General features: G+C 70.6%; 16 protein-coding genes and 1 pseudogene. 10 read left to right on the top strand and 7 right to left on the bottom strand.

Annotated features, from left to right (window positions below):
* Positions 1 to 45 precede the first annotated feature (45 nt).
* A pseudogene (locus ACIBCM_RS12875) lies at positions 46 to 987 on the top strand (vWA domain-containing protein); the annotation flags it as partial.
* A gap of 113 nt (positions 988 to 1,100) precedes the next feature.
* Here the strand turns inward: ACIBCM_RS12875 and ACIBCM_RS12870 are convergent.
* The 3 genes from ACIBCM_RS12870 to ACIBCM_RS12860 all read right to left on the bottom strand — a co-directional run bounded on the left by ACIBCM_RS12870 (position 1,101) and on the right by ACIBCM_RS12860 (position 4,694).
* Positions 1,101 to 1,922: a hypothetical protein gene (locus ACIBCM_RS12870; protein WP_399242312.1), complete on the bottom strand. Its 822-nt coding sequence runs from the start codon at positions 1,920 to 1,922 to the stop codon at positions 1,101 to 1,103.
* 149 nt (positions 1,923 to 2,071) lie between these two features.
* On the bottom strand, positions 2,072 to 3,397 hold the full coding sequence (locus tag ACIBCM_RS12865) for a metallophosphoesterase (protein WP_399242310.1): 1,326 nt from the start codon (positions 3,395 to 3,397) through the stop codon (positions 2,072 to 2,074).
* Between the two features lie 184 nt (positions 3,398 to 3,581).
* Positions 3,582 to 4,694 (bottom strand): LacI family DNA-binding transcriptional regulator, encoded by a 1,113-nt coding sequence (locus tag ACIBCM_RS12860; RefSeq protein WP_399242309.1) that lies wholly within the window; start codon positions 4,692 to 4,694, stop codon positions 3,582 to 3,584.
* A 549-nt stretch (positions 4,695 to 5,243) separates the two neighbouring features.
* Here ACIBCM_RS12860 and hisC point away from each other — a divergent pair.
* From hisC to ACIBCM_RS12830, 6 genes are all read left to right on the top strand, one after another.
* The gene (gene hisC, locus ACIBCM_RS12855) at positions 5,244 to 6,323 is read left to right on the top strand and encodes a histidinol-phosphate transaminase (RefSeq protein ID WP_399242307.1); all 1,080 of its coding nucleotides are present in this window, start codon (positions 5,244 to 5,246) and stop codon (positions 6,321 to 6,323) included.
* A 650-nt stretch (positions 6,324 to 6,973) separates the two neighbouring features.
* Positions 6,974 to 8,482, top strand: a complete 1,509-nt coding sequence (locus tag ACIBCM_RS12850) for a cytochrome ubiquinol oxidase subunit I (RefSeq protein WP_399242305.1) — start codon at positions 6,974 to 6,976, stop codon at positions 8,480 to 8,482.
* 22 nt (positions 8,483 to 8,504) lie between these two features.
* On the top strand, positions 8,505 to 9,506 hold the full coding sequence (gene cydB / locus ACIBCM_RS12845) for a cytochrome d ubiquinol oxidase subunit II (RefSeq protein WP_399242303.1): 1,002 nt from the start codon (positions 8,505 to 8,507) through the stop codon (positions 9,504 to 9,506).
* A 122-nt stretch (positions 9,507 to 9,628) separates the two neighbouring features.
* Entirely contained in the window at positions 9,629 to 13,294 is a 3,666-nt protein-coding gene (gene cydD / locus ACIBCM_RS12840) for a thiol reductant ABC exporter subunit CydD (protein WP_399242301.1), read from the top strand.
* 272 nt (positions 13,295 to 13,566) lie between these two features.
* Complete coding sequence (locus ACIBCM_RS12835; protein ID WP_399242299.1) at positions 13,567 to 15,309, top strand: GAF domain-containing sensor histidine kinase; 1,743 nt, start codon at positions 13,567 to 13,569, stop codon at positions 15,307 to 15,309.
* Positions 15,310 to 15,659: 350 nt separating this feature from the next.
* Positions 15,660 to 16,739 carry a M23 family metallopeptidase gene (locus tag ACIBCM_RS12830; RefSeq protein WP_399242297.1) on the top strand — a complete coding sequence of 360 codons (1,080 nt, stop codon included), beginning with the start codon at positions 15,660 to 15,662 and terminating at the stop codon, positions 16,737 to 16,739.
* Between the two features lie 164 nt (positions 16,740 to 16,903).
* Here the strand turns inward: ACIBCM_RS12830 and ACIBCM_RS12825 are convergent, their stop codons facing one another.
* From ACIBCM_RS12825 to ACIBCM_RS12810, 4 genes are all read right to left on the bottom strand, one after another.
* A complete protein-coding gene (locus ACIBCM_RS12825) occupies positions 16,904 to 17,755 on the bottom strand; it encodes a Cof-type HAD-IIB family hydrolase (protein ID WP_399242295.1) in 852 nt (283 codons plus the stop codon).
* A gap of 209 nt (positions 17,756 to 17,964) precedes the next feature.
* Entirely contained in the window at positions 17,965 to 18,711 is a 747-nt protein-coding gene (locus tag ACIBCM_RS12820) for a hypothetical protein (protein WP_399242293.1), read from the bottom strand.
* A gap of 480 nt (positions 18,712 to 19,191) precedes the next feature.
* A complete protein-coding gene (locus ACIBCM_RS12815) occupies positions 19,192 to 19,938 on the bottom strand; it encodes a Crp/Fnr family transcriptional regulator (RefSeq protein WP_399242291.1) in 747 nt (248 codons plus the stop codon).
* A 326-nt stretch (positions 19,939 to 20,264) separates the two neighbouring features.
* The gene (locus tag ACIBCM_RS12810) at positions 20,265 to 21,161 is read right to left on the bottom strand and encodes an LLM class flavin-dependent oxidoreductase (RefSeq protein WP_399242289.1); all 897 of its coding nucleotides are present in this window, start codon (positions 21,159 to 21,161) and stop codon (positions 20,265 to 20,267) included.
* A gap of 448 nt (positions 21,162 to 21,609) precedes the next feature.
* Here ACIBCM_RS12810 and ACIBCM_RS12805 point away from each other — a divergent pair, with 448 nt between their 5' ends.
* The 3 genes from ACIBCM_RS12805 to ACIBCM_RS12795 all read left to right on the top strand — a co-directional run bounded on the left by ACIBCM_RS12805 (position 21,610) and on the right by ACIBCM_RS12795 (position 24,843).
* Positions 21,610 to 22,818 carry a hypothetical protein gene (locus ACIBCM_RS12805; protein ID WP_399242287.1) on the top strand — a complete coding sequence of 403 codons (1,209 nt, stop codon included), beginning with the start codon at positions 21,610 to 21,612 and terminating at the stop codon, positions 22,816 to 22,818.
* 524 nt (positions 22,819 to 23,342) lie between these two features.
* Complete coding sequence (locus tag ACIBCM_RS12800) at positions 23,343 to 24,083, top strand: helix-turn-helix domain-containing protein (protein ID WP_399242285.1); 741 nt, start codon at positions 23,343 to 23,345, stop codon at positions 24,081 to 24,083.
* A 124-nt stretch (positions 24,084 to 24,207) separates the two neighbouring features.
* The gene (locus ACIBCM_RS12795; protein ID WP_399242283.1) at positions 24,208 to 24,843 is read left to right on the top strand and encodes a hypothetical protein; all 636 of its coding nucleotides are present in this window, start codon (positions 24,208 to 24,210) and stop codon (positions 24,841 to 24,843) included.
* Positions 24,844 to 25,135 lie beyond the last annotated feature (292 nt).

Here is a 25,135-nt window from a genome sequence, read left to right as displayed (position 1 = left end):
CAAAACTTCTGACAGCAACACCGGTTCTCTGGTCCGTTCCTACCGGCCCCCCAGGAGCCGCCCGCCGCCGCCTCCGCCCCGGCTCCCCCGGCCCCCGCTTCCCCGGCTCCGGCAGCTCGGGCTGCTCGGGCTGCTCCGCTGGCGGCTTCACCGGACCAGGTGCCCGCCGCCCCGGCCGCGCCCGCCCCGAGGCTCGTCAAGGGGGAGGAGCAGCTGCCCACCGAGATGCGCGAGCGGCTGTCCCTGCGCAAGGAGCAGGTGTCCGTCAGCCTGCGCAAACACAGCGCGGCCGGCCTCACCGCACGGGTCGTCCTGGTGCTGGACGCGTCCGGCTCCATGTCCTCCCTGTACTCCACGGGGGTCGTGGCCGATGTGGTGGAACGGATGGCGGCCGTGGCCGCGCAGCTCGACGACGACGGACAGATGCAGGCATGGACCTTCGCGACGAATCCCGCACGGTTGCCGGACGTGAGTCCGGGGGATCTGCCCGAGTGGCTCGCACTCCATGTCCGGATCGGCAAGGCGGGTCCCGGGGAGCTGCCCGAGTGGCTGAAACGCCGTCTCGGGACCGACAAGCAGATCGACGCCCCCCTACGGCCCGGTCAGGTGGACATGCGGACGGTCGGCGTCCAGAACGAGGAACAGAAGGTCATCGCCGAGATCCGGACCTTCGTCCGGGAGAACCCGGTGCCCGCGCCCACCCTGGTGCTGTTCTTCTCCGACGGAGGTGTGTACCGGAACGCCGAGATCGAGCAGGAGCTGAAGGAGGCGTCCGAGGAACCGGTCTTCTGGCAGTTCGTGGGCCTCGGACGAGCGCCGTACGGGGTGCTGGAGCGGTTCGACCGTATGCCGGGCCGCCGTGTCGACAACGCGGGTTTCTTCGCCGTCGACGACATCGCGCTCGTCCCCGACCCGGAACTGTACGACCGGCTGCTCTCCGAGTTCCCCCGCTGGATCACCGCCGCGAGGCAGGCCGGCATCCTGTGAACCCGGGCGGCCGGACCGCCGGCCGTGTGCGGCCCGGACCTGCCCATGTGCACGGCCCGGGGCAGGAACCGTGCCGTCAGCGGGTACGTCGGCCCCGGCCCGTACGGAGGAGGTCACTCCGGCTGGTGCTCGGGCCCGCCGAAGTCCGGGCTGGTGAAGTCGGGACTGGTGAATGTGGGCCGCTGCCCGGAGGTCGAGCCCTCGCTCGGACTGGAGTACTCCGGTCCGCTGTAGCCCACCTTCGGGATACGGCTCACATGGCGCGGCGGCGCGGTGGACGTGGGATCCGCGCTCGGATCCGCCAGCGAGGCCTGGAGGAACGGCAGGATCCCGCGTTCCAGCAGGGCGTGCCGCCAGGCGTCTTTGGCCCGCGCCACCTCGTCGGGCAGCTCACCCGTCAGCTCCTCGGCGGGTACCTGCGTCGCGCCGTTGCGCAGCGCGGTGAGCAGGAGCCCGACCGCGGCGACCAGGATGGCCGCCGCCGTCAGCGCCGCGAAGAACCAGCCCGCGGAGACCAGGGGCGTCGCGAAGGAGGGTGTGGGGTCGAGCATCTTCAGGAGGTAGCCGGCGAGCAGGAATATCACCGCCGCCGTCGCGGCCAGCACGGGCGCGAGGACGGCTATGACGGCCGCGAACCCGGCGCCGTTGCCGTCGGACCACGCGGCGTCCGGGGCGGAACCCTGTCCGCCCGCCGTGACCGCGGGCGCGCGTGCCTCCTCGCGGATCTTCCGGTAGTGCTCGTACTCGGCCGAAGCGGCGGTGCTGATCAGCGCCGTCGCGTTCAGGGCCATGGTGCGCAGTTGAGTGGCGTTCAGTCGCTGGCCGATGGCGGCGAGTTCGGGCCGTTCGTGCGCGTGACGCAGCGCGTCGTCGAGGACGCGCTCGAACTCGGCGCGGTCCTCGGCCAGCAGGTGCGGAGCGCTGTTCATGTGCATCCCCCGATGCTCCGTAGGGCCGGATCATCCGTGCTACGACGGATCGGCCGGCCGCAAACGGAGGAGAGCCTGCTACGGATAAGCCGATGGTAGAGCCGGTACGGCACGGGGTGACAGGGGGTTTCGATAAATCGCTTGCGACGCTTGGCTCAGCCGGGCAGCGGAAGCTGGACGACAAGGAGTTTTCCGGCCATGGTCACACCGCCGTCCATGGCGATGGCCAGCCCGTCCGCGTAGACGTGCGGGCCCTCGACGACCGGGCGCTCCCCGTCCTCGCCGTCCTCCGTGCCGACCTCGCCGAGCAGATACGGAATGGGGCTGTGGCCGTGGACGACCCGGCGGCCGCCATAGGTGGAGAGCAGCTCACGCACGGCCTGGGGGCCCGCCTCGTCGCGGAAGGCGAAGCGTTTGGTCAGTTTGCGGAACAGGTCCCAGCACTCGTCGGCGTCATTGCGGGTCAGGATCTCGTGGACGCTCTCGTTCACGTCCTCGACGGTGGAGCCGTACTCCAGATACGCCGTGGTGTCGGAGTGCATCAGCAGATGCCCGTCCTCCTCGACCATCGCGTCGAGGCGGGACATCCACTGAAGATGAACGTCCTGGAGCCGGTCCATATCGGCCTTCTGACCGCCGTTGAGCAGCCAGGCGGCCTGGAAAGTGGCCGTTCCGGCACCGGAGTTCACCGGTGTGTCGGCGAACCGTTTGGCGCCGAGCAGCAGCAGTTCGTGATTGCCCATCAGGGCCTTGCAGTAGCCGCCGGCCGCGGCGGCCTCCGCGGAGAGCCGCATGACCAGATCGATGACCCCGATGCCGTCGGGGCCCCGGTCGGTGAAGTCGCCGAGGAACCACAGACGGGCATGGCCCGCCGCCCAGCTGCCGGCGGCGTCGATCAGGCCCTGTGCGGTGAGGGCCGCGAGCAGTTCGTCGAGATAGCCGTGGACATCGCCGACCACATAGAGCGGGCCGAGACCCTCGGGAGCCGGTGCCTCGTCGGGGTCGGCCTGGGGCCGGACCGTGTCACCGGAGCCGCCCCTGCGGATCACCGGCAGATCGCGCTCGGTGGGGGTGTAACCCTCGGGCATCTCGTCCGCCGGGACGGCGTTGCCGGGGTGGCCGGAGGGAGCGCTCGGCGGCTGGGGAGGCGGAGGAGGCGCCTGGGTGTCGTGGGGCGCCGGGGGTCGCTGCTCCCCGGGCGCGTCGTTCCCGGGGGAAGGCTTCTGGTGGGGCGGGTGTGCCCGGCGGGGGTCCACCGGGGGCGTCCGGTGCCCGGGTGCCCCCGGTGTCTGCTGAGGGGGCGTCGGCCCGTCGGAACCCCGGGCGGGACCGCCGGATCCCCGGGCTGCCGGGGAGTGCTGGTGATCGTGGGGATCCCGGGCCGTCTCGGATCGCACCGGCATCTGCGCGTACGGCGGAACGCGGAAATCGCGCAATGTCGCCGTCCGCACCACGGGTCCCTGACCGGCCCCCTGAGTCATCGACCCCTCCACCACCGTCGCGCCGCCGTTCACCTCTCGGCCCAGCCTGGTCGGGGTGGTCCGCGGTGTCGTGCGCCCATCATAGGAATGAGGCCCGCGCTCTGTGACGCACCAGGGGTGGTGAATCCATCCGCACCCCTGACACGTCGGTTGATTCGCCCGAATAGGGCCCTATTGAGGGTTTCTAGTCCGGCGACGGAGAGCGCGGTGCGCTCACAGTCGTCCGCGGGGAGCGGCGCTGTGAGGACGTCCGGACGATCAGCTCCGTCGGTATCACCTGCTCGACCGGCCGGTCCTGGTCGATTCCCTCGATCGCGTCGATGAGGAGCTGGACGACCGCCGTGCCGATCCTCCGCGGCTTGAGCGAGAGCGTCGTGATGGGCGGTTCGGTCGTGGCGTAGACGGTCGACTCGCTGCAGCAGACCAGGAGCAGGTCGTCGGGGACGCGCAGCCCGTAGCGGCGGGCGGCGGCGAGGAGGTCGGTGCCGTTGGGGTCGAAGAGACCGTAGACGGCGTCCGGCCGGTCCGGGCGGGCCAGCAGCCGGTCGGCGGCGACGGCGCCCGCGCAGGGGTCGTGGGCGGGGTAGGACTCGTAGACGGGGTCCTGGCCGACGCGCTCGCACCAGCTGAGGTAGGCGGTCGTGGACAGACGCGTATAGGTGTCGGTGGTGGTGCCGGTGAGGAGTCCGATTCTGCGGGCACCGGCGTCGGCGAGATGGTCGAGCAGATCGAGTACGGCGGCTTCGTGGTCGTTGTCGACCCAGGCGGTGACCGGGAGGGTCCCGGCCGGGCGGCCGTCGGAGACGACGGGCAGGCCCTGTCTGACGAGTTCGGTGACGACCGGATCGTGGTCGGAGGGGTCGATGACGACCGTGCCGTCCAGTGCGACGTTCGACCAGACGTCATGGCGTGAGGTCGCGGGGAGGATCACCAGGGCGTACCCGCGGGCGAGCGCCGCGGAGGTCGCGGCTCGCGCCATCTCGGCGAAATAGGCGAACTCCGTGAAGGTGAAAGGTTCATCCCCGTAGGTCGTCACGGTCAGACCGATGAGGCCCGACTTGCCGGTACGGAGGGTTCGGGCCGCGGCGGACGGGCGGTAGCCCAACCGGTCCGCGACCTCGCGGACATGTCTGCGGGTGGCGTCCGGGAGCCGGCCCTTCCCGTTGAGCGCGTCAGAGACAGTCGTGATGGAGACTCCGGCTGCGGCGGCGACGTCTCGGATGCCTGCCCGACCTTGCCGGCTTCCCCGGCGGGATGTGTCCGTCCGGCTCACCTGGTGCTTCCCTGCTGCTGTCATGGCGAGCCGATATTAGGGCGCGCGCGGGTGGTTGGGCCGGTCGCATATTCACTCGTTGACAGGCACGATTCTGCATGATCATAAGGCATGAACTTCCTTGGAAATTAAGGGACTTGACCATGTAACTTGCTGCGCCTGGGGTGTGCGGTCGTATCGACCTGCCGAACGGTCGATGTTTCGAAGAGGTCTCAACTCACCTTCACGGGGGACGCGCGCCACGGAGCGAGCCACCGGCGTGCGCCAGGGCGGCGAGCGCTCCCCCCTGGATCCGGCCCGTCCGGTTGAGGCCCCGGGACCCCTGCGCCGGGGGCCGCGACCTGTCCGGCCCGGGCCCTGTGGGGTGTCCGGGGCGGGTTCCGCGGGCCGTCCGGGGCGGGGTGGCGCACGGTCCGCGCAGGTTCCCCGCCCAGGGGCCATACGCAGAGGGCGGGAATCCTCATAAGGTGAGGAGTATTGGTTTCCGCGGTGTTGGTTCGGAAGGCGCCGGCTCAGGGCATCCCGCCCGGAGCCTCCGCTCCCGGATGTACGGACGGTCGAGGAGGATCTGCGGTGAGTGAGACGAGCCCGAAGCTGCGCGCCGAGCTGGACGGTGTGCCCACCTACAAGCCCGGCAAGGCCGCGGCTGCCGACGGCCCCGTCGCGTACAAACTGTCGTCCAACGAGAACCCCTATCCGCCGCTGCCCGGTGTGATGGAGCGGGTGGTCGCCGCGGCGCAGGCGTTCAACCGCTACCCCGACATGGCCTGCACGGGCCTGATGAACGAGCTGGCGGACCGTTTCGGGGTGCCGGTCACCCATCTGGCGACCGGTACGGGTTCGGTGGGCGTCGCCCAGCAGCTGCTCCAGTCCACCTCGGGCCCGGGGGACGAGGTCGTCTACGCGTGGCGGTCCTTCGAGGCGTACCCGATCATCACCCGGATCAGCGGTGCGACCCCGGTGCAGGTGCCGCTGACCGCCGGTGAGGTGCACGATCTGGACGCGATGGCGGACGCGGTCACCGACAGGACCCGGCTGATCTTCGTCTGCAACCCCAACAATCCGACCGGCACGGTGGTGCGCCGGGCCGAGCTGGAACGATTCCTCGACCGGGTGCCCTCCGATGTCCTGGTGGTGCTGGACGAGGCGTACCGCGAGTTCATCCGGGACCCGGAGGTACCGGACGGCGTGGAGATCTACCGCGAGCGCCCGAACGTGGCCGTGCTGCGGACCTTCTCCAAGGCGTACGGCCTCGCCGGGCTGCGGGTCGGTTTTGCGATCGCGCACGAGCCCGTGGCCGCCGCGCTGCGGAAGACCGCGGTGCCCTTCGGTGTGACACAGCTCGCGCAGGACGCGGCGGTGGCATCCCTGCGCGCCGAGGACGAGCTGCTCGGCCGGGTCGGCGCGCTGGTCGGGGAGCGGGCGCGAGTGTACGAGGGCCTGGTCAAGCAGGGCTGGAGCGTGCCGGAGACCCAGGCGAACTTCGTCTGGCTGCGGCTCGGGGAGCGTACGGCCGATTTCGCGGCGGTCTGTGAGAAGGCGGGTGTCGTGGTGCGGCCGTTCCCGGGCGAGGGGGTGCGGATCACGATCGGTGAGACCGAGGCCAATGATCTGCTTCTGCACACGGCGGACGCGTTCCTCAAGGCGATGTAGCGGCCGCGGGGGAGCGGTGCGGCCGCCCCCGGAGTACGCGGGCCGTATGAGCCCGGTGCCGTCCGGCCCGGATCCCGGTGGGGGTCCGGGCCGGACCCGTTTCCGCCCCCGGGGCGGCGCGCCGCGAAGGCCGGCCGGGAGCGGGTCCGGCGTCCGCACGGCCCCCGGGGGCGACTGGGGTGGGCGAAGGGGGCGAAGGTGCTGACGGGGCCGATGGGACTCCGGTGCTCAGACAACCGCACGGCGTTCCGGCCCGGGCCGCCCGGATGACCCGCCTCCTGTGCTCGGCCGCCCCGGCCCGCCCACCGTCCGGCGGAATCCGCGATCGTCCGGCGGGCTCCTTCGCCGGTACGGCTGCCCGCAGCCTGCCCGGGGCCCCTGAGGAGCCGGTCGGCGGGCGCCCGGTCGGCCCGTGAGCCCGTATCACCGTGGTGGCGCCCGGGTGCCGGACCGGGGTGACCGAGGCGGTCGGCCCTACCCGTATCCGGACGTAGACGTCAAGAGGTACCCCCCGGTCATCAGTGTGGATTTCGTATGAGCCATAATGCTTGTGAATGTGAACGCGTTCACAAGCGTGTCCTTTTGGTTCCGCTGAAGAGCGGACATGTCAGGCAAACTGCCGCACGACCTCGTCGATGTAAGGAGATGACGTGGACTTGGCTCTGGCGCCGGAGACTTTGGCGCGATGGCAGTTCGGCATCACCACCGTCTACCACTTCCTCTTCGTCCCCCTGACGATCTCCCTCGCCGCGCTCACCGCGGGCCTCCAGACCGCCTGGGTCCGGACGGGCAAGGAGAAGTATCTGAAGGCGACGAAGTTCTGGGGCAAGCTGTTCCTGATCAATATCGCCATGGGTGTCGTCACCGGCATCGTGCAGGAGTTCCAGTTCGGCATGAACTGGTCCGACTACTCCCGCTTCGTCGGTGACATCTTCGGCGCTCCGCTCGCCTTCGAAGCGCTGATCGCGTTCTTCTTCGAGTCCACCTTCATCGGTCTGTGGATCTTCGGCTGGGACAAGCTGCCGAAGAAGATCCATCTGGCCTGTATCTGGATGGTCTCGATCGGCACCATCTTCTCCGCGTTCTTCATCCTGGCCGCCAACTCCTGGATGCAGCACCCGGTGGGCTACCGGATCAACGAGGAGCGGGGACGGGCCGAGCTGACCGACTTCTGGCGCGTTCTGACCCAGGACACCGCCCTCGCGCAGTTCTTCCACACCATCACCGCCGCCTTCGTCGTCGGCGGCGCGTTCCTCGTCGGCATCGCCGCGTACCACCTGGCCCGCAAGAAGCACATCCCCGTGATGCGGACCTCGCTGCGGCTCGGACTGGTCACCCTGATCGTCGCCGGAGTGTTCACCGCCATCAGCGGTGATGTCCTCGGAAAGGTCATGTACCGGCAGCAGCCCATGAAGATGGCCGCCGCCGAGGCGCTGTGGGACGGCGAGGCGCCGGCCCCCTTCTCGCTCTTCGCCTACGGGGACGTCGACAAGGGCCACAACAAGGTCGCCGTGGAGATTCCGGGCCTGCTGTCGTTCCTGGCCAAGGGCGACTTCGAGTCGTACGTGCCCGGGATCAACGACGTCAACAAGGCCGAGCAGGAGAAGTTCGGGCCCGGTGACTACCGGCCCAATATCGCCGTCGCCTACTGGGGCTTCCGCTGGATGATCGGCTTCGGTATGGCGTCCGTGGCCGTCGGAGTGATCGGCCTCTGGCTCACCCGCAAGAGGTTCCTGCTGCCACCGGCGCTGCGGACCGGTGAGGACGATGTGCCGAATCTGGTGCTCTTCCGCAAGAAGGCGCTGGGCCCCCGCCTCAGCAGGTGGTACTGGAACATCGCGCTCTGGACCATCACCTTCCCGCTGATCGCCACATCCTGGGGCTGGATCTTCACCGAGATGGGCCGTCAGCCCTGGGTCGTGTACGGAGTGCTCCGCACCGAGGACGCGGTCTCCCCCGGTGTCTCCCAGGGCGCGGTGCTCACCTCGATGATCGCCTTCACCCTGCTCTACGCGGTGCTCGCCGTGATCGAGGTCAAGCTGCTGGTGAAGTACGTCAAGGCAGGGCCCCCGGAGCTCACGGAGGCCGACCTCAATCCGCCCACCAGGATCGGCGGTCATGACGACGACGCCGACCGGCCGATGGCCTTCTCCTACTGAGGCCCCGAGGAGCTGCTGAGGCATGGAACTTCACAACGTCTGGTTTGTACTCATCGCCGTCCTGTGGATCGGCTACTTCTTCCTCGAAGGGTTCGACTTCGGTGTCGGTGTTCTGACCAAACTGCTCGCCCGCGACCGCAAGGAGCGGCGCGTCCTGATCAACACCATCGGGCCCGTCTGGGACGGCAACGAGGTATGGCTGCTGTCCGCGGGCGGTGCGACCTTCGCCGCCTTCCCGGACTGGTACGCGACTCTCTTCTCCGGCTTCTATCTGCCGCTGCTGATCATTCTGTTCTGTCTGATCGTGCGGGGAGTGTCCTTCGAGTACCGGCACAAGCGGGAGGAGGAGCGCTGGCAGACCAACTGGGAGCACGCCATCTTCTGGTCCTCGCTGATCCCGGCCTTCCTGTGGGGTGTGGCCTTCGGCAACATCGTGCGCGGGGTGAAGATCAATGCGGACAAGGAGTACGTCGGCAATGTCTTCGACCTGCTCAACGCGTACTCGCTGCTCGGCGGACTGGTGACCCTGACGCTCTTCACCTTCCACGGCGCGGTGTTCGTCGCGCTGAAGACGCTGGGGGACATCAGGGTCCGCGCCCGCGCGCTCGCCACGAAGCTGGGTCTGCTCACCGCCGTACTCGCCCTCGGCTTCCTGATCTGGACCCAGGTCTCGCGAGGAGACGGCGGCAGCCTGATCGCCATGATCGTGGCGGTGGCGGCGCTGGTGGCCGCGATCGGAACGAACCTGGCGGGACGCGAGGGATGGTCGTTCGGCTTCTCGGGTGTGACGATCGTGGCCGCGGTCGCGATGCTGTTCCTGACGCTGTTCCCGAACGTCATGCCGTCGTCGCTCAATGAGGCGTGGAGCCTCACGGTCACCAATGCCTCCTCCACTCCGTACACCCTGAAGATCATGACCTGGTGCGCCGGTATCGCCACACCGCTGGTGATGCTCTACCAGGGGTGGACGTACTGGGTGTTCCGTAAGCGCATCGGTACGCAGCACATCGCCGATGCGCACTAGGTGTATCGCCCTGTGAGGTTGTCGAGCCCGTCCGGGCCGTTGGCCGAGACCGCCCGGGCCCGGTCGCTGAGACCGGCCGTGGAGATGCCCGGACCCATCAGCCGTCCCATCAGCTACAGGGGATGTTTCACGTGAAACCGATCGACCCGCGTCTGCTCCGGTACGCCCGGACCACCCGCCGCTTCCTGATCGCGGTAGTGCTGCTCGGCCTGGCCGGGGCGGCGCTGGTCGTCGCCCAGGCGATGCTGATCGCCGAAGTGGTGGTGGGAGCCTTCGAGAAGGGCTTCTCCGCGTCGGACCTGGTGACCCCGCTGGTCCTGCTGGCGGCGGTCGCCGCCGGCCGGGCCGTGGTCTCCTGGCTGACCGAACTCGCCGCTCATCGCGCGAGTGCCGCAGTCAAGTCGGAGCTGCGGGGACGGTTGCTGGCTCATGCCGCCGCCCTGGGCCCCGGCTGGCTGAGCGGCCGGCGTACCGGCTCCCTTGTCGCCGGTGCCACCAGGGGAATCGACGCGCTCGACGACTACTTCTCGCGCTATCTGCCCCAGCTCGGTCTCGCGGTGGTCGTGCCGGTGGCGGTACTGGCACGGGTGGTCACCGAGGACTGGGTCTCCGCCGCGATCATCGTGGTGACCCTGCCGCTGATCCCGCTCTTCATGATTCTGATCGGCTGGTACACGCAGACACGGATGGACCGCCAGTGGCGGATGCTGTCCCGGCTGTCGGGTCACTTCCTCGATGTGGTCGCCGGGCTGCCGACCCTGAAGGTCTTCGGCCGGGCCAAGGCCCAGGCCGAGTCGATCCGCACCATCACCTCGGAGTACCGGCGTGCCACCATGCGTACGCTGCGGATCGCCTTTATCTCCTCCTTCGCACTGGAGCTGCTGTCCACGCTGTCCGTCGCGCTGGTGGCCGTCACCATCGGAATGCGGCTGGTCCACGGCGATATGGACCTCTACACCGGTCTGGTCATCCTGATCCTGGCGCCCGAGGCCTATCTGCCGATCCGGATGGTGGGGACGCAGTACCACGCGGCTGCCGAGGGTCTGGCCGCCGCCGAGGAGATCTTCGAGGTCCTGGAGAACGAGCCCCGCACGGGCGGTACGAGGCCGGTGCCCGCCGCCGCCCGCCTGGAGCTGGACGGGGTGACCGTGCGCCACGACGGGCGCGGCGAGCCCTCACTGGACGCCGCCTCGCTCGTCGTCGAACCGGGGGAAACCGTCGCCCTGGTCGGCCCCAGCGGCATCGGGAAATCCACCCTCCTCAATGTGGTGCTCGGCTTCACCGAACCGGCCGAGGGCACGGTGCGCGTCGGCGGAGTCGACCTCGCCGACCTCGATCCGGACCGCTGGAGGGAGCGGATCGCCTGGGTCCCCCAGCGGCCGTACCTCTTCGCCGGAACGGTCGCCGAGAACGTACGGCTGGCACGGCCGGACGCCGACGACCGGGCGGTGGAGGCGGCGCTGCGGGAGGCCGGGGCGTACGACTTCGTGACCGCGCTCCCCCGGGGCACCGACACCGTGCTCGGTGAGGACGGCGCCGGGCTCTCCGCGGGCCAACGCCAGCGGCTCGCGCTCGCACGGGCCTTCCTCGCCGACCGGCCCCTGCTGCTGCTGGACGAGCCGACGGCGGCTCTGGACGGGGAGACGGAGGAAGGGATCGTCGAGGCGGTACGGCGGCTGGCGGCCGGACGGACCGTGCTGCTGGTGGTCCACCGTCCCGCCCTGCTGGCCGTGGCGGACCGGGTGGTCACGCTCACCCGGACCACGCCGCCGGCTCCGGAGCCGGTACGGACCGCCGTCCGCACCCCGGCCGTCCCCTCCACGGTGCAAGGGGAGGCAACGCCGGACAGAACGAACAGAGGGAGCAGGGGGAACAGGGCGGACGGGGAGGCCTGGGAGGACCTCTACCGGGACCTCGACAGGGACAACCGGCTCGACCGGGACGGTCAGAGGAACGGGTACCGGTTCGAGGGCGGGGGCACCGAGGACAGGATCCCGGTGCTCACCCGGGTGCGGAAGGCCGCCGAGAAGCAGCGGGGACGGTTCTGGCTCGCGCTGCTGCTGGGCAGCCTGGCACTGGCGTCCGCCGTGGGACTGATGGCCGTCTCCGGCTGGCTGATCTCCCGCGCCTCCGAGCAGCCGCCCGTGCTCTATCTGATGATGGCCGTGACGGCGACGCGGGCCTTCGGCATCGGCCGTGCCGTGTTCCGTTACGCCGAACGGCTCGTCTCCCACGACGCCGTCCTGCGGATGCTCGCCGAACTGCGGGTCGCCGTCTTCCGCCGTCTGGAGCGCATCGCCCCGGCCGGACTCCGCAAGAGCAGGCGCGGCGATCTCCTCTCCCGTCTGGTCACCGATGTGGACGCCCTCCAGGACTACTGGGTGCGCTGGCTGCTGCCCGCGGGCTCGGCCCTCGTCGTGAGCCTCGCGGCGGTCGGCTTCACCGCCTGGCTGCTGCCCGAGGCCGCTGCCGTACTCGCCGTGGGGCTGCTGGTCGCCGGGCTGGCCGTACCCCTGGTCAGCGGTATGGTCGCGCGCCGCGCCGAACACCGGCTCGCCCCGGCCAGGGGCGCGCTCGCCACCCGTACCGTCGATCTGTTGAGGGGAACGGCCGAACTGACCGTCGCCGGAGCCCTGAAGGACCGGCTCGTGGGCACCCGTGACGCCGACCGGCAGTTGACGCGGATCGCCTCTCGGGGCGCTGCCGCCACCGCCGTCGGCGCCGGCCTCTCGGCTCTCGCCTGTGGACTGACGGTCGTCTTCGCCGCGCTCGCCGGAGTGCAGGCGGTACGCGACGGACGGCTCGACGGGGTGAACCTCGCCGTCGTGGTGCTCACCCCGCTCGCCGCCTTCGAAGCGGTCAACGGACTGCCGCTCGCCGTGCAGTACCGCCAGCGCGTCAGGCGGAGCGCCGAGCGGGTGTACGAGGTGCTGGACGCGCCCGTGCCTGTACACGAGCCGGAGCGGCCCGCCGCCGCGCCCGCTTCGGCCTTTCCCCTGCGCGTCCGGGGGCTGCGGGCCCGGTACGCGGGCCAGGACCGGGACGCCCTCGCCGGGCTGGACCTCACGGTCACCGCGGGCAAGCGCATCGCCGTCGTGGGGACATCGGGGTCGGGCAAGACCACCCTCGCGCAGGTGCTGCTCCGCTTCCTGGACGCCGGGGAGGGGACGTACACGATCGGCGGGGTGCCCGCGGACACACTGGAGGGGGACACGGTCCGGGAGTTCGTCGGGCTGTGCGCCCAGGACGCCCACCTCTTCGACAGCTCCCTGCGGGAGAACCTCAGGCTCGCCCGTACGGAGGCCACCGACGGCGAACTGCACCGGGCGCTCGCGGACGCCCGGCTGCTGGAGTGGGTCGACGCGCTGCCGGAGGGCCTGGACACCCTCGTCGGCGAGCACGGGGCCCAGCTCTCCGGCGGCCAGCGGCAGCGGCTCGCCCTGGCGCGGGCGCTGCTCGCCGACTTCCCGGTCCTGGTGCTCGACGAGCCGGCCGAGCATCTCGATCTGGCGACGGCCGACGCGCTGACGGCGGATCTGCTGGCGGCGACCGAGGGGCGTACCGCCCGGGGAGCGGCCACCGTGCTGATCACCCACCGGCTGCGGGGGCTCGACACCGTGGACGAGGTCGTCGTCCTGGAGGACGGGCGGGCCGTCCAGCGCGGTCCGTACGCCGAACTGGCCGCCGAGGAGGGTCCGCTGCGGCGGATGCTGGAGCGCGAGCGGGCGACGGACCGTGCGGCGGAACTGCTCGGGGCGGGGTTGCCGGAGGCGACTGCGAGGGTCTGAAGCGGTCTGAAGCGGTCTGAAGCGGCCTGAAGCGGTCTGAGGCGTCTGAGGCGGTCTGAGGCGACGAGGCCCTGCCCGTACGGGCAGGGCCTCGTCGACCGTGAGGGGGGCCGGGCGGCGATCCGGGTGGGCCGTGGGACGAGCCCCGGGCCCGGGGGTTCGGGGGATGAGCTTCGGGCCCGGGTGGCCCAGGGGCGCGCCGAGGGCCCGGCTTCCGTACCTCCCCGGGAGCCGACTTTCCTCTCTAAATAGGAATTACTAGGCTCAAGGGCATGACAGCGCCTGAATCGCAGGATCCCCGCGATCCACAGGATCCCTCCGGACCGAAGGATCCGCTCGACGCCGCGACCCGGGCGACCCGGAGCCTCCAGGGCCTGTCCACCGAGCTCACCTCCCGTATCCCCCAGCTGCTGGAGGCCATGCGGTCCGTCGGCACCGGACTGGAACTGCACTCCACCCTCGACCGGATCTGTGAGACGGCCGCCGAACTGGCCGAGGCCCGTTACGCCGCCATCGGCGTCGTCGACGAGGAGGGCAGGGGCCTCTCCGACTTTGTGACGTACGGGGTCGGGGAGGAGGTCGCCCGGCGTATCGGACACCGGCCCGACGGCCACCGGGGACTGCTCGGCGCCCTGATCCACGACCCCGCCCCGGTCCGGCTCGCCGATCTGACGTCCGATCCGCGCTCTGCCGGATTTCCCCCGGGCCATCCGCCGATGCGGACCTTCCTCGGCGTCCCCATCCGCGTCCAGGGCGAGATCTTCGGCAATCTGTATCTGGCGGAGAAGCACGGCGGGGCCGAGTTCAACGACTACGACCTCCATATGGTGCGCGTCCTCGCCACCGAGGCCGGGATCGCCATCGGCAATGCCCGGCTCTACGAGGCCGCGCGGCAGCGCGAGCGCTGGATCGACGGATCCGTGGCCGTCACCACCGCCCTGCTCTCCGGGGGCGACGCCGAGGACGCCCTGACGGTGGTCGCCGAACAGGCGCGAAGACTCGCCGACTCCGCCGCCGGGATCGTTCTGCTGCCCGCCGAGGAGGGTGGCCTGGAGATCGTCGCGGTCGCCTCGGACCATCCCGCGACCTCACTGGGCACGGTCATCCCGCCCGAGAGCCCCGCGATCGCCGGCCTGCTCGCCGGTGAACCCGTGTTCGTCGCGGACTCGGCCACCGATCCACGGCTGATCACCAGGACCGCCGGGCGGTACGGCCCCAGCATGATGCTGCCGCTGCAGAGCGGCGGCCGGGTGCTCGGAGCGCTCGCCACCCCCCGGGCGCGCGGCGCGCGGCAGTTCACCGAGGCCGAGCGGACCCTCGCCACCCAGTTCGCCTCCCAGGCCGCGCTGGCGCTGATCATGGCGGAGGCACAGCGCGACCGGGAACGGCTCGCGGTGTACGAGGACCGTGACCGCATCGCCCGTGATCTGCACGATCTGGTCATCCAGCGGCTGTTCGCCACCGGGATGATGCTGGAGGGCGCACAGCGCCGGTCGGTCGTCCCCGCCGTGCAGGACGGCGTCGGCAAGGCGGTCGACGAACTGGACGTGACCATCCAGGAGATCCGCACGGCCATCTTCGCGCTCCAGCAGGGCCCCGCCGAGGCACCCTCCGGGCTGCGGACCCGCGTACTGCGCGAGATCAATATGGCGGCCGTCCCCCTCGGCTTCAAGCCCGGCCACCGCTTCCTCGGCACCGTGGACACCACCGTGGGCGAGCTCACCGGCAAGAACCTGATCGCGGCACTGCGCGAGGCACTCTCCAACGCCTTCCGGCATGCAGGGGCGTCCCGGATCGAGGTCGTCGTCGACGCCACCGTCAAGCTTCCGGACGGCTCCGACGGCGTCCGGCTCACCGTCGCCGACGACGGGGTCGGAATCCCGGCGGGCGGCCGCCGCAGCGGGCTGCGCAATCTCGCCCGCCGGGCGGAGGCGCTCGGCGGATCGAGCACCTGCGGACCGGGCATCGGGGAGGACGGACAGGGGACGACGGTGTGCTGGGAGGCGCCGCTGTAGCCGTAGCGCGATGGCCGTCCGTACCGCCATGGCCGTCCGGACGGTATGTCCGTGCGGACCGTGGGCTCCGCGCGGACCCCGGAGGCGCGGACTCCGGGCGGACCGCGGGTGTGCGGCGTGCGGGCCGTGCGCGGGATCCGGCCGTATGGGCGCGCGGGCCGGGGTGCGCGGACTCCGGGCGTCGGGGCCGTGGGCGCGCCCACCCCGGGTGTGCGTGGGCGCGCGGACCGCGGCCGTGCGGCGTGTGGGCGTGTGTACTGCGGGCACGCGGGTCTCTTCCTCGGCCAGGTGGCCGTACGACACCGTCCGGGTCCCCGGATTCCCGTCCGTACCGGGCGACGATCCCGGACATGGGCTCACGACACCGCGACCGGCTGCTGCTTCTCGTACCGGTGGTGCTGCTGTGCGTTCTTCTGACGCCCTTCGGGGCGACGGCGTCCGACGGTCCGTCGCACGGGCCGGTTCTGGACCCCGGTACCGAGGTGGCCCGGCTCTACGAGGAAGCGGCCGAGGCGACCGCCGAGTACGAGCGGAACAGGCGTGCGGCCGACACGCAGCTCGCCGGTGCGGACCGGTTGCAGCGCCGGCTCGGGGAGCGGCGGCGTGAGCTGGCCTCGGTCCGTGAGACCGTGGGGGCGGTCGCCCGTGCCCAGTACCGCTCCGGGGGCCGGCTGCTGTTCGCCGCACGGCTGCTGATGTCCAGGAATCCCGACGAGCTGATGCGCGGACGGCGGTTCGCCCGGCAGGCGGAGACGGCCCTGAGCCGGCTGATCAGCCGGTCCAGGGCCGCTGAGCGCCGGCTCGCGGTGGCGGAGGGCCGGGCCAGGGCGGCCTGGCACGACTTCGACACGCGCAAGCAGAGACTGGCCACCGTCAAACAGCGCATCGAGACCCGGCTGGAGGAGGTGAAGTGGGCCCTCCAGGGCCAGGCGGACAGCAGCGTCGCGTCGGGCACCTGCGCCGGGGCGGTGCGGCGCGGCGGGCACGGCCCGGGCGTCCCTCCGGGAACCGCCTGGGTCACGCCGGTCGAGCGGTACGGGCTGTCCGCCGGGTTCGGCAGCGGCGGTGCCCGCTGGGCGCGCCGGCACACCGGGCAGGACTTCGCGGTGGACATCGGCACGCCGGTGCGCTCGGTCGGCGCGGGCCGGGTGCGGTCGGTCTCCTGCCGGGGAGCCTTCGGCATCGAGATCATCGTCGCGCACCCGGGCGGCTACTACACGCAGTACGCCCATCTGGCGTCCGTCGCCGTGGACCAGGGCGAGCGGGTGCGCCCCGGCCAGCGGATCGGACAGGCGGGGACGACGGGCAATTCGACGGGTCCGCATCTGCACTTCGAGGTGCGGCTCACACCGTATCTGGGGTCGGGGGTGGATCCGGCGGAGTGGTTCCGGGAGCGGGGCGTACGCCTGGAACCGGCCCCGGCCGGCTGACACGGGCCGGACCGGACGGTGCGCGGGGGGACGGGAAGGCGCTGCCCGGACCGGACGTTGCCCGGACCGGACGGGAACCTGCGCGGGCCGGGCCGGACAGTGCGCGGGGGGACGGGTAGGCGCGCGGGCCGGGCCGGACAGTTCGCGGACCGGACCGGGTGGTGTCAGGGCAGGTCCCCGAGGATCCGCTCGATGACCATCGCGACACCGTCCTCGTTGTTGGCGGTGGTCCGCCCGGAGGCCGCGGCGATCGCGTCCGGATGGGCGTTGCCCATCGCGTACGAGGTCCCGGCCCAGGTCAGCATGTCCACATCGTTGGGCATATCGCCGAAGGCGACGACCTCGGCGGCGGAGATACCGCGCTCGGCACAGCAGCGCGCGAGGGTGCTGGCCTTGCTCACCCCCGGGCCGCTGATCTCCAGCAGCGCGCTGGGACTGGAGCGGGTGACGGACGCGTGCGCCCCCACGGTCGCGCGGGCCAGTGCGAGGAAGTCGTCGGGCTCCAGCCGGGGGTGCTGGGCGAGCAGCTTGAGCACCGGGGCACCCCGGCCCGCCTCCTCGTGCAGCAGCTTCTCGGCGACGGCGACGATGGTGCCCGGATCGTAGGTGAACTGAGACGTATAGGTCGGTTCATGGTGGAACCCGCCGGTCGTCTCCACCGCGAAGGAGGTGCCGGGCGCGCGCTCGCGCAGGGTGCGTACGACCTCCAGGGCGGTCGCCCGCTCCAGGGAGCGGACCTCCAGCATCGTCCCGCCCGCGTGCAGGTCCACCACGGCGGCGCCGTTGGCGCAGATCGCCAGGCCGTGGCCGTGGACATGGTCGCTGACCACATCCATCCAGCGGGCCGGACGCCCGGTGACGAAGAAGACCTCGATCCCGGCCTCCTCTGCGGCGGCGAGGGCGGCGACCGTACGGTCCGAGACGGACTTGTCGTCACGGAGCAGCGTGCCGTCCAGATCGGTGGCGATCAGCCGGGGCGTGGGGGGCTGGATACGGGAATCCGTTGCGGGGGTCACCCATGCATTCTCCCGTATGTGCCGCACGGGTGTGTGGGTGGGCGCACATATGAGTGGGTGCGCGGGGGCAGGGGAGCGTAACCGGGTGAACGTATGAGACTGAAGGGGCGCAGGGGGCGCGCGCTACCCGCGCTGGGGGCGCAGCGGCTCTGGCTCCCCCGCGGGGACCGCCTCGGTCAGCGCGGGCGGACCGGTGTACCGGGCCGGCTTCAGGCCCGGCGGCCTGGGTCGGGGTAACCGGCTGGGCGGGGACCGGCGGCGCCCGAGGGGCCCTCGCCCGCGGCGGTGGGCCCCCCGGCGGCCGGGACCGGATCGCCCGGCGTCCTGCTGGCCGGGGGCCGAGCGGCCGCCCCCGGAGCGACCTCGTCCAGGCCGGTCAGATCGAGGCCGGCGGGGTCCAGGCCGGTCACCTCCAGGCCGGCCGCCCGCACCCGTTCCGCGAGCCGGCGCAGATCCTCAAGGTCCTTGTCCCGGCCGAGGTGCCGCTTCCAGGCGATCGTGTCGGCGAGGGACAGAAAGTACAGCCCGCCGAACACATCCGCCCGGTCGAACAGCCGGTCCACCTCGCCGAGCAGGCTCACGTACCACTCGTCGGTGATCTCGATCCGCCCGTCGAGCGGGCGGATCGACAGCGAGCCCTCGATCGGCGTCCGGTGCGCCGTACCGAGGGTCAGCGCCCGTTCCCAGGCCCGCCCGCGCGCCACCACGTCGAGATCGGTGATCCGGTCCCGCAGCCCCCGGATGTACAGCGGGGCGCTGCCGCAGATCAGCAGGTCACCGGGGGGCAGACCCAGCTCCCGCAGCCGGCGGAACGGTTCCGTGAACAGCCGCTCGGGCAGGACGGGGAGCCTCGACAGCCCCCCGCCCTCCGCCCGAGCGGCTCCGCTCACCCTGAACACCTCGTACGCGACCGGCTCCACGGCGGCCGGCACCACTGCCGGGCCGAGCGCCACCATCCACACGTTCCCTTGTCCATACCGTCTCCCGGGATCACTTCCGACTGCCGAGCCCTGCTCACGACCGGCCGCGACGCTCGGGCGCGCACGCGCGAACGCGTGCCCCCACGGGCGCCAACGCCTTGGTAGGAAGCGTGGTTGACGACCACGGCCGGTCAGATCACACGGTACGGGCGGGCGCCCGGCCGATCCAGACCCGCAGGGAACGGCCGATGCCGGCAAGAAAGTCGCCCAGATCCCTTACTTTGACAAGGTTCCGCTTCCGGCGGGGGAATTAGGCTGGTCACGCCGTTGCCGGGATCACTTGCCGAGCCCGCTCCGGTCGTTGAGGCAGAAGGAGTTGTGGGGGTGGTAGCCCACAACTCCTGTCTGCTATGTCCAGTTGCTCGTCTGCTGTTGTGCGTACGGTTTCTACGGCCCGTGGCTGGACACCGCTCGCCCACGGCCCTCGTCCACCGCCCTCGGGTTCTCCACGCGAGATCAGTCGTCGGCGATCCGGGTCAGTCCGGGAAGATCCCTGATCACCAGATTCCGGTATCCGGTGTCGATGACCCCCTCCACCCGCAGGGCCCGGAGCGACCTCTCCAGACTCGCCTGGGACGATCCGATCAGGGACGCGAGATCGCTGTGACTGAGCGGGATGCCGATCCGTACGCCGCTCTCCCCGGCCGTGCCATGGGACTTCGCCAGTGACGTCAGCATTTTCGCCAGCCGGACCCGGGGGGTGTACCCGCCGAGTTCGATCCGGGCCTGGTCCGAGGCCCGCAGCCTGTTGGTGACGATCCGCATCAGAGTGAGGGGCAACTGCGGTTCACGCTCGCACAGCAGCCGGAAGCCCTGGCCCGTGATGACGGAGACGACGACCCTGCCCACGGCGATCACGGTGGCCGACCGGGGGCGGCTGTCGAGCGCGCCCAGTTCGCCGACGATGTCCCCGGAGGCGCGGATCGCCAGCAGCGCGGTGTGACCTTCCGCGGTGTGCGAGACGACCTTCACCACACCGTGGCGGATCACCATCACATGGCTGGAGTCCTCACCCTGGAGGATCAGCGACTCCCCGGGGGAGTACATCCGGACGGTGCCCTCCCGGAACAGCTCCCGGCGTGAATTCTCCGACAGCAGCCCGACAAAGGAGTCGACGGGCCAGTGGGCATCGCCGAGTTGTCGGGGCATCGCGTCGTCTCCAGGGCTGGCGGTGCCGTCGGACGTCGGCGCGTCAGCGTTCAACCGGCACCTCCCTGGCGGGGATCTCGCACCCGATCGTTCCAGATGACCCGGCCCACTCGCAGCCTGTCGCCCTACGGGTGCCTCCCGCAAGGCCGCGGAGCGGCTCTCGGGAACGCGGGAGCGGTCGCCGCGCGGGCGGGGGCGGAGGGGCGTACGGGCGGGGTGCGCGGCCGTGGGTGCCCCGCGCGCGTGCCGTAGCGCCGCTGTCACCCGGGAGGTCCGCCCGGCTCCGGGCCCGGATGCCGGGGATCAGGTGCCGGGGGCCATGCGCCGTGGACCGGGTGCCCGGGAACAGGCGTCCGGGATCAGGTGCCCCGGGATCGCGGTCAGCGCAACTGCCCGAGCGCCTCGGTCGCGATCTTCTCGAAGACCGCCTGGTCGGCCGCGAAGTCCGAGTCGGGGATCGGCGCGTGGATCACGATCTCGTCGATCCCGAGCGCGAAGTGCCTGCCCGCGAAGTCCACGAACGCGTCCAGCGACTCCAGCGGCCGCCCCCGGTCCGGGGTGAACCCGGTGAGAAGGACCTTGTCCAGCTCGGCGGCGTCCCGGCCGGTCCCGGCGCACACCGTACCGAGCCTCTCGATCTGCGCGCGGATGGCCTCGCGCGACTGTTCGGGCGTGCCTTCCTCGAAGATCTTGGGATCGCCCGCGGTCACCCACGCCTGTCCGTGCGCCGCGGCCAGGCCCATTCCGCGGGGGCCGGTCGCGGCCACCGCGAAGGGCAGGCGCGGGCGCTGCACACAGCCGGGAATGGTGCGGGCCTCATGGGCGGAGTAGTGGGTGCCCCGGTGGGTGACGTCGGCCTCGGTCAGCAGCCGGTCCAGCAGGGGCACGAACTCGGCGAAACGATCCGCTCGCTCCCGTGGCGTCCATGCCTCCTGACCGAGCGCGGTGGCGTCGAAGCCGCTGCCGCCCGCGCCGATGCCGAGCGTGAACCGGCCCCCGGATATGTCGTCGAGCGACATCAGCTCCTTGGCCAGGGTGACGGGGTGCCGGAAGTTCGGCGAGGTGACGAGCGTGCCCAGCCGCAGCCGCTCCGTGACGGTGGCCGCGGCGGTGAGCGTCGGCAGCGCGCCGAACCAGGGGCCGTCGCGGAAGGTGCGCCAGGACAGATGGTCGTAGGTGTACGCGGTGTGGAAGCCGAGGTCCTCGGCGTGTGTCCACTGTTCCCGCCCTCCGTTGCGCCAGGGGCGGACGGGGAGGATCACGGTGCTCAGTCGCATGCCCCCGACGATACGGGCTTCCCGCTGCCGCACAGGCGCCGGCGGCGGGGACAGGAAAAGCCAGGACGGGTCGCGATGGGTGCCGTACCGTGGCTCTGCTGACACGCTGGGTAACGCCGGACCAGGGGCCGTGCTCCAAAGAGGCGACTGCCGGCGCCTGCGGCGAGGACGAGCAGCCGGCCGGACTGGTCACCATCCTTGAGGAGTATCTGGAGCTGCGCTTCGCCACTGCGGTTCTCGGCGTCGAGGTGACGGTGGACGGCGTCCACCTCACGCCCGGCGGCGGGGTCGTCGCCCTATGCTCGCGTGACCGGGTCCGGCAGTCGACCGGCTTCCCGGAGCTGCCGTTGCGCAGCCCGGCACCCGAAGGGGGCGGAGTGGACCGAGGCGCCCCGTCACCGGGCCGGTTGAGGCCGGACCTCCCGAATTTCTCACGGAGGAACAGAACGTGGCCAAGTCCGTACAGCGCGGCTCCCAGGGTGCCGCCGAGCCGTCACCGACCGATCTCATCGAGCGCTGCGCCGAGCTGAAGGAAGAGCTGGTCACCTTCGCCCAGAGCCCCCGCTTCGACCGGTGGCTGACGCCCCTTCTGCTGGAGGCCGCCGGTCCCGCACGGCAGTTGGACGAGGACCAGGCGATCCGGATCACCGACCACTTCATCCTGCGGTACCGCCTGCCGGACGGGTCGACCGTGGTGGACCGGTTCGTCTCCGGGCGGAAGGACCTGACCGAGGCCGACCGGGAACTGCTGCTCGGCTGGCGTGACCCGGTCGAGGGCATCTTCGAGATCCGGCGCAAGGACGGGGATGCCGTCGTGCTGCTGAACCTGGTCGACGACCTGGAGTACCGCACGTACTCCAATGTCGGGCGGGCGGCGTTCCGTGGAGTGTCCAAGGGGGGATTCCTCCACGTCTGCCTGGTGCCCGTGCACGGGGCCGACGGGACGTGGTTGGTGTCCGGGGCGATGTCGTACTACCCCCGGTCCATCGCCTCCGAGATCGCCCCAGCGGCACTCGAAATGGCCAGCGGCCGCCCCGATCTCGTCTTCCGCAACCCCGAGAAGATCGAGCGGGGGTGGCGGCGGATGCGGGAGGACCGGGCCGCGTTCGTCGAGTTCTGCGGCGGCGATGAACTGGTCCTCCCGCCTGCTGAGGCCGAGGAACTCCTCAACGCCTACTACCGCCACCTCCGGGAGACCGCCGTCGCCGCACGATCCGGCCGGTCCCGACGCAGGCGGCTCTCCGGCCCGGACCTGCCGCTCTTCGAGCTGCCGCGGGACCTGGCGGACTCGGACACCATCGGTGTCATCTATGACGACGTCGACGGGATGAACTTCTACGCGGACTACGGGATGCTGTGGGACCTCTTCGCGGACCCCGCCCTCGCGGGCCGGCGCCAGCACCAGGACCTGCTGCGCACCTATCTGCGCGAGGAGTCGATCACGCCTCTGCCGATCCGCCGCCTGGTCACCGCTCACCCGGAGAACGCCGACGAGGTGTTCCGAAAGCTGCTGCGGAAGCCCTCGTTCACCTGGGGGGAGCACGGCGAGGCGCTGCTGCGCCGACGCAAGCCCTGGTACTACGAGAACGAGCCCCGTCCGGGCGTCTCCGTCATCGGAGACCGCCTGAGTGAGCTGCTCGGCACCGGGCGGCACTGAGCCCCACAACGGAGAGGCGAGGCCGCCTGCGTATCGCGGGCCGCTTGACGGCATGGCTGACGCAACCCTGGCCGCGGCCGTATTGCCCACTGAGCAGGTGGCTGAGCCGAAGAAGCTCACGAACAACGAGTCTCGGGGTTGTGCGGCGGAAGCGGTGACCCGGCCGGATCCGCCACCGGTTGCTCAGCGGGGAGCCGCGCCGCATTCTTTGCACCGCAGTCACACGGCGACAGCCGAACAAGGCTCGACCGGGGTGACGAGCGTGCCCCAGGTATGTCAGGACAGACGGTCGTCGGTGTACGCCGGTGGAAGCCGAGGCTTTCGGCGCCTGGCCATTCCTGCACCCTGGTGCCCAAGGCCGTACAGCGAGAATCACGCTACTCAGTCGCATATGGGTGACCCCACGGCGCTAGCTCCTTGCGCCTTCCCTCCTGATGGCGGGAGGTTTGACGCAAGGCTCACTTCCAAGGATGCTTATTGCGTCTTCTCTCCTGCTTTCGGGAGAGAAGACGCAAGGAGGGTCGATGAAACTGCTCTCAGTGAAGCAAGCTGCTGCGTTGCTCGGCATCGACGACTCTCGCGTCAGGCAGCTCCTCCGAGCAGGGACTTTGGAAGGGCAGCTCGTCGGAGGGCGCTGGCTGGTCGACGGCAGTAGTGCTCAGCAGCGGAAAAAGCGCGGCAGCGTGACGAGCCGCTCCCTCTCCGTACGCAATGCTTGGGGTCTCCTTGCCGCCCTCAGTGGGCAAAGAGCCCTGGATCTGTCCGATGCAGAGCGATCAAGGATCACGAGTCGACTAAGGGACATCGCAGCTCACGACGGACTGCCGGTCGCCCGCCTGGGGCAGCTGGTACGGACCCGAGCCGAGTGCCGACGTTACCGCGTTCACAGTGGACTGCTGCCGACTTTGCTCGCCGATCCCGACGTGGTTCGCGGAGGTGTGAGTGCGGCGGCACGGGTAGGGGCAAGCTATCTGGCTCCGGGTAAGGCTGAGATCTACGTGCACCCGGACAAGGTGGGGAAGCTGGAGGCAGGGTTCGGACTCGACCTCGACTATGCCAAGGGGAACTTGCTGATGCATGTGCCTCCTGGGGAGGCATGGCCCTATCTGCGTTCGAATGCTGCCCATGGTGAGAGCGGCGATGCACCGGCCGCAGTGGTGGCGGTGGACTTGCTCGACCTCCAGGAGGACCGCGGTGACATCGCTGCTGCAGAGCTTCTGCAGCAGCTCATCGACAACTTTCAGAAGCGGGTGGAGGCCGAATGACGGGTGCGACGGCTGTTGTCACGGTCGAGGCCAATCTCATGACCGGGCCACTGGTGGAGCTGTGGAACGTGCTGCTCGACCTATCGGAGAGAGTTCCGCAGGCGTGGTCTCTGATCGGCGGCAAATGGTCCTGCTGCACGGATTGGAACATGGACGGACACCGCCGGCCGCGAGCGCAGACCTGGACGTGCTCGCGGATCTCCAGTCGGACCAACGGAGTCTGAGCCGACTGGTGGCTTGTCTCGGTGCTCTTGGGTTCGTCCCTGCCGGCATGTCTCCTCAAGGCAACCTGCTGCACCGCTACCATCGCGATGCTGCGCCAGGACTGCTGGTGGTGGATGTGCTGGCCCCGGACAATCTGGGATCACGGGTGGACCTGACGACCACTCCGCCAGGGCCGACCCTGGAAGTACCCGGAGGCCGCCAGGCCGTGCAGCGCACCGAGTCTGTCCAAGTGAAGCTCGGAGAACGCCTGGGCATCATCCACCGTCCAAGCCTGTTAGGTGCAGTCATTGCCAAGGCCGCCGCGGTGAGCATCAAAACCGCGTCACCCGACCGGCACTACCGTGATCTGGCGTTCCTGCTGTCCTTGCCGATGAACCCAATCGAGATGCGCGGGCAGTTGGAGAAGTCCGACCGAAAGAAGCTGGCTCTGGCCATGGCGCTGCACGACCCGGAGCACGAGGCCTGGCGCGAACTGCGCGATGACGCCGCAAGAGCCGATGGCCAGGCTGCCTACGCCTTCCTCTCGTCCCCGTGACCACGCTCCGTGCCACATGTTCCTAAAGTTGGCTGCATCACTACTTTGCGCCACCACCAGACGCAGGCGCGCCGCCGATGCCGAAGCTTCCCTTCACTGACGGCCAAGGCGCTTCATCGGGTCAACCTGCGGAGGCAACCGTGGCTTGACCGGGGTGACGAGCGTGCCCAGGCGCAGCCGCTCCGCGATGGCCGCTGCGGCGGTGGGCGTCGGCAGCGTGACCGAGGAGGAACCGGCCTCTGCCCACGCTCGGATCTTCGGTACGGCCGTGTCGCCTGGGTCGGCCGGCGCC

Source organism: Streptomyces sp. NPDC051018 (genome assembly GCF_044456085.1).
Lineage (GTDB): Bacteria > Actinomycetota > Actinomycetes > Streptomycetales > Streptomycetaceae > Streptomyces.
Note: the sequence above shows the minus strand (reverse complement) of the source record. Positions and strands in the feature narration are given on the sequence as shown.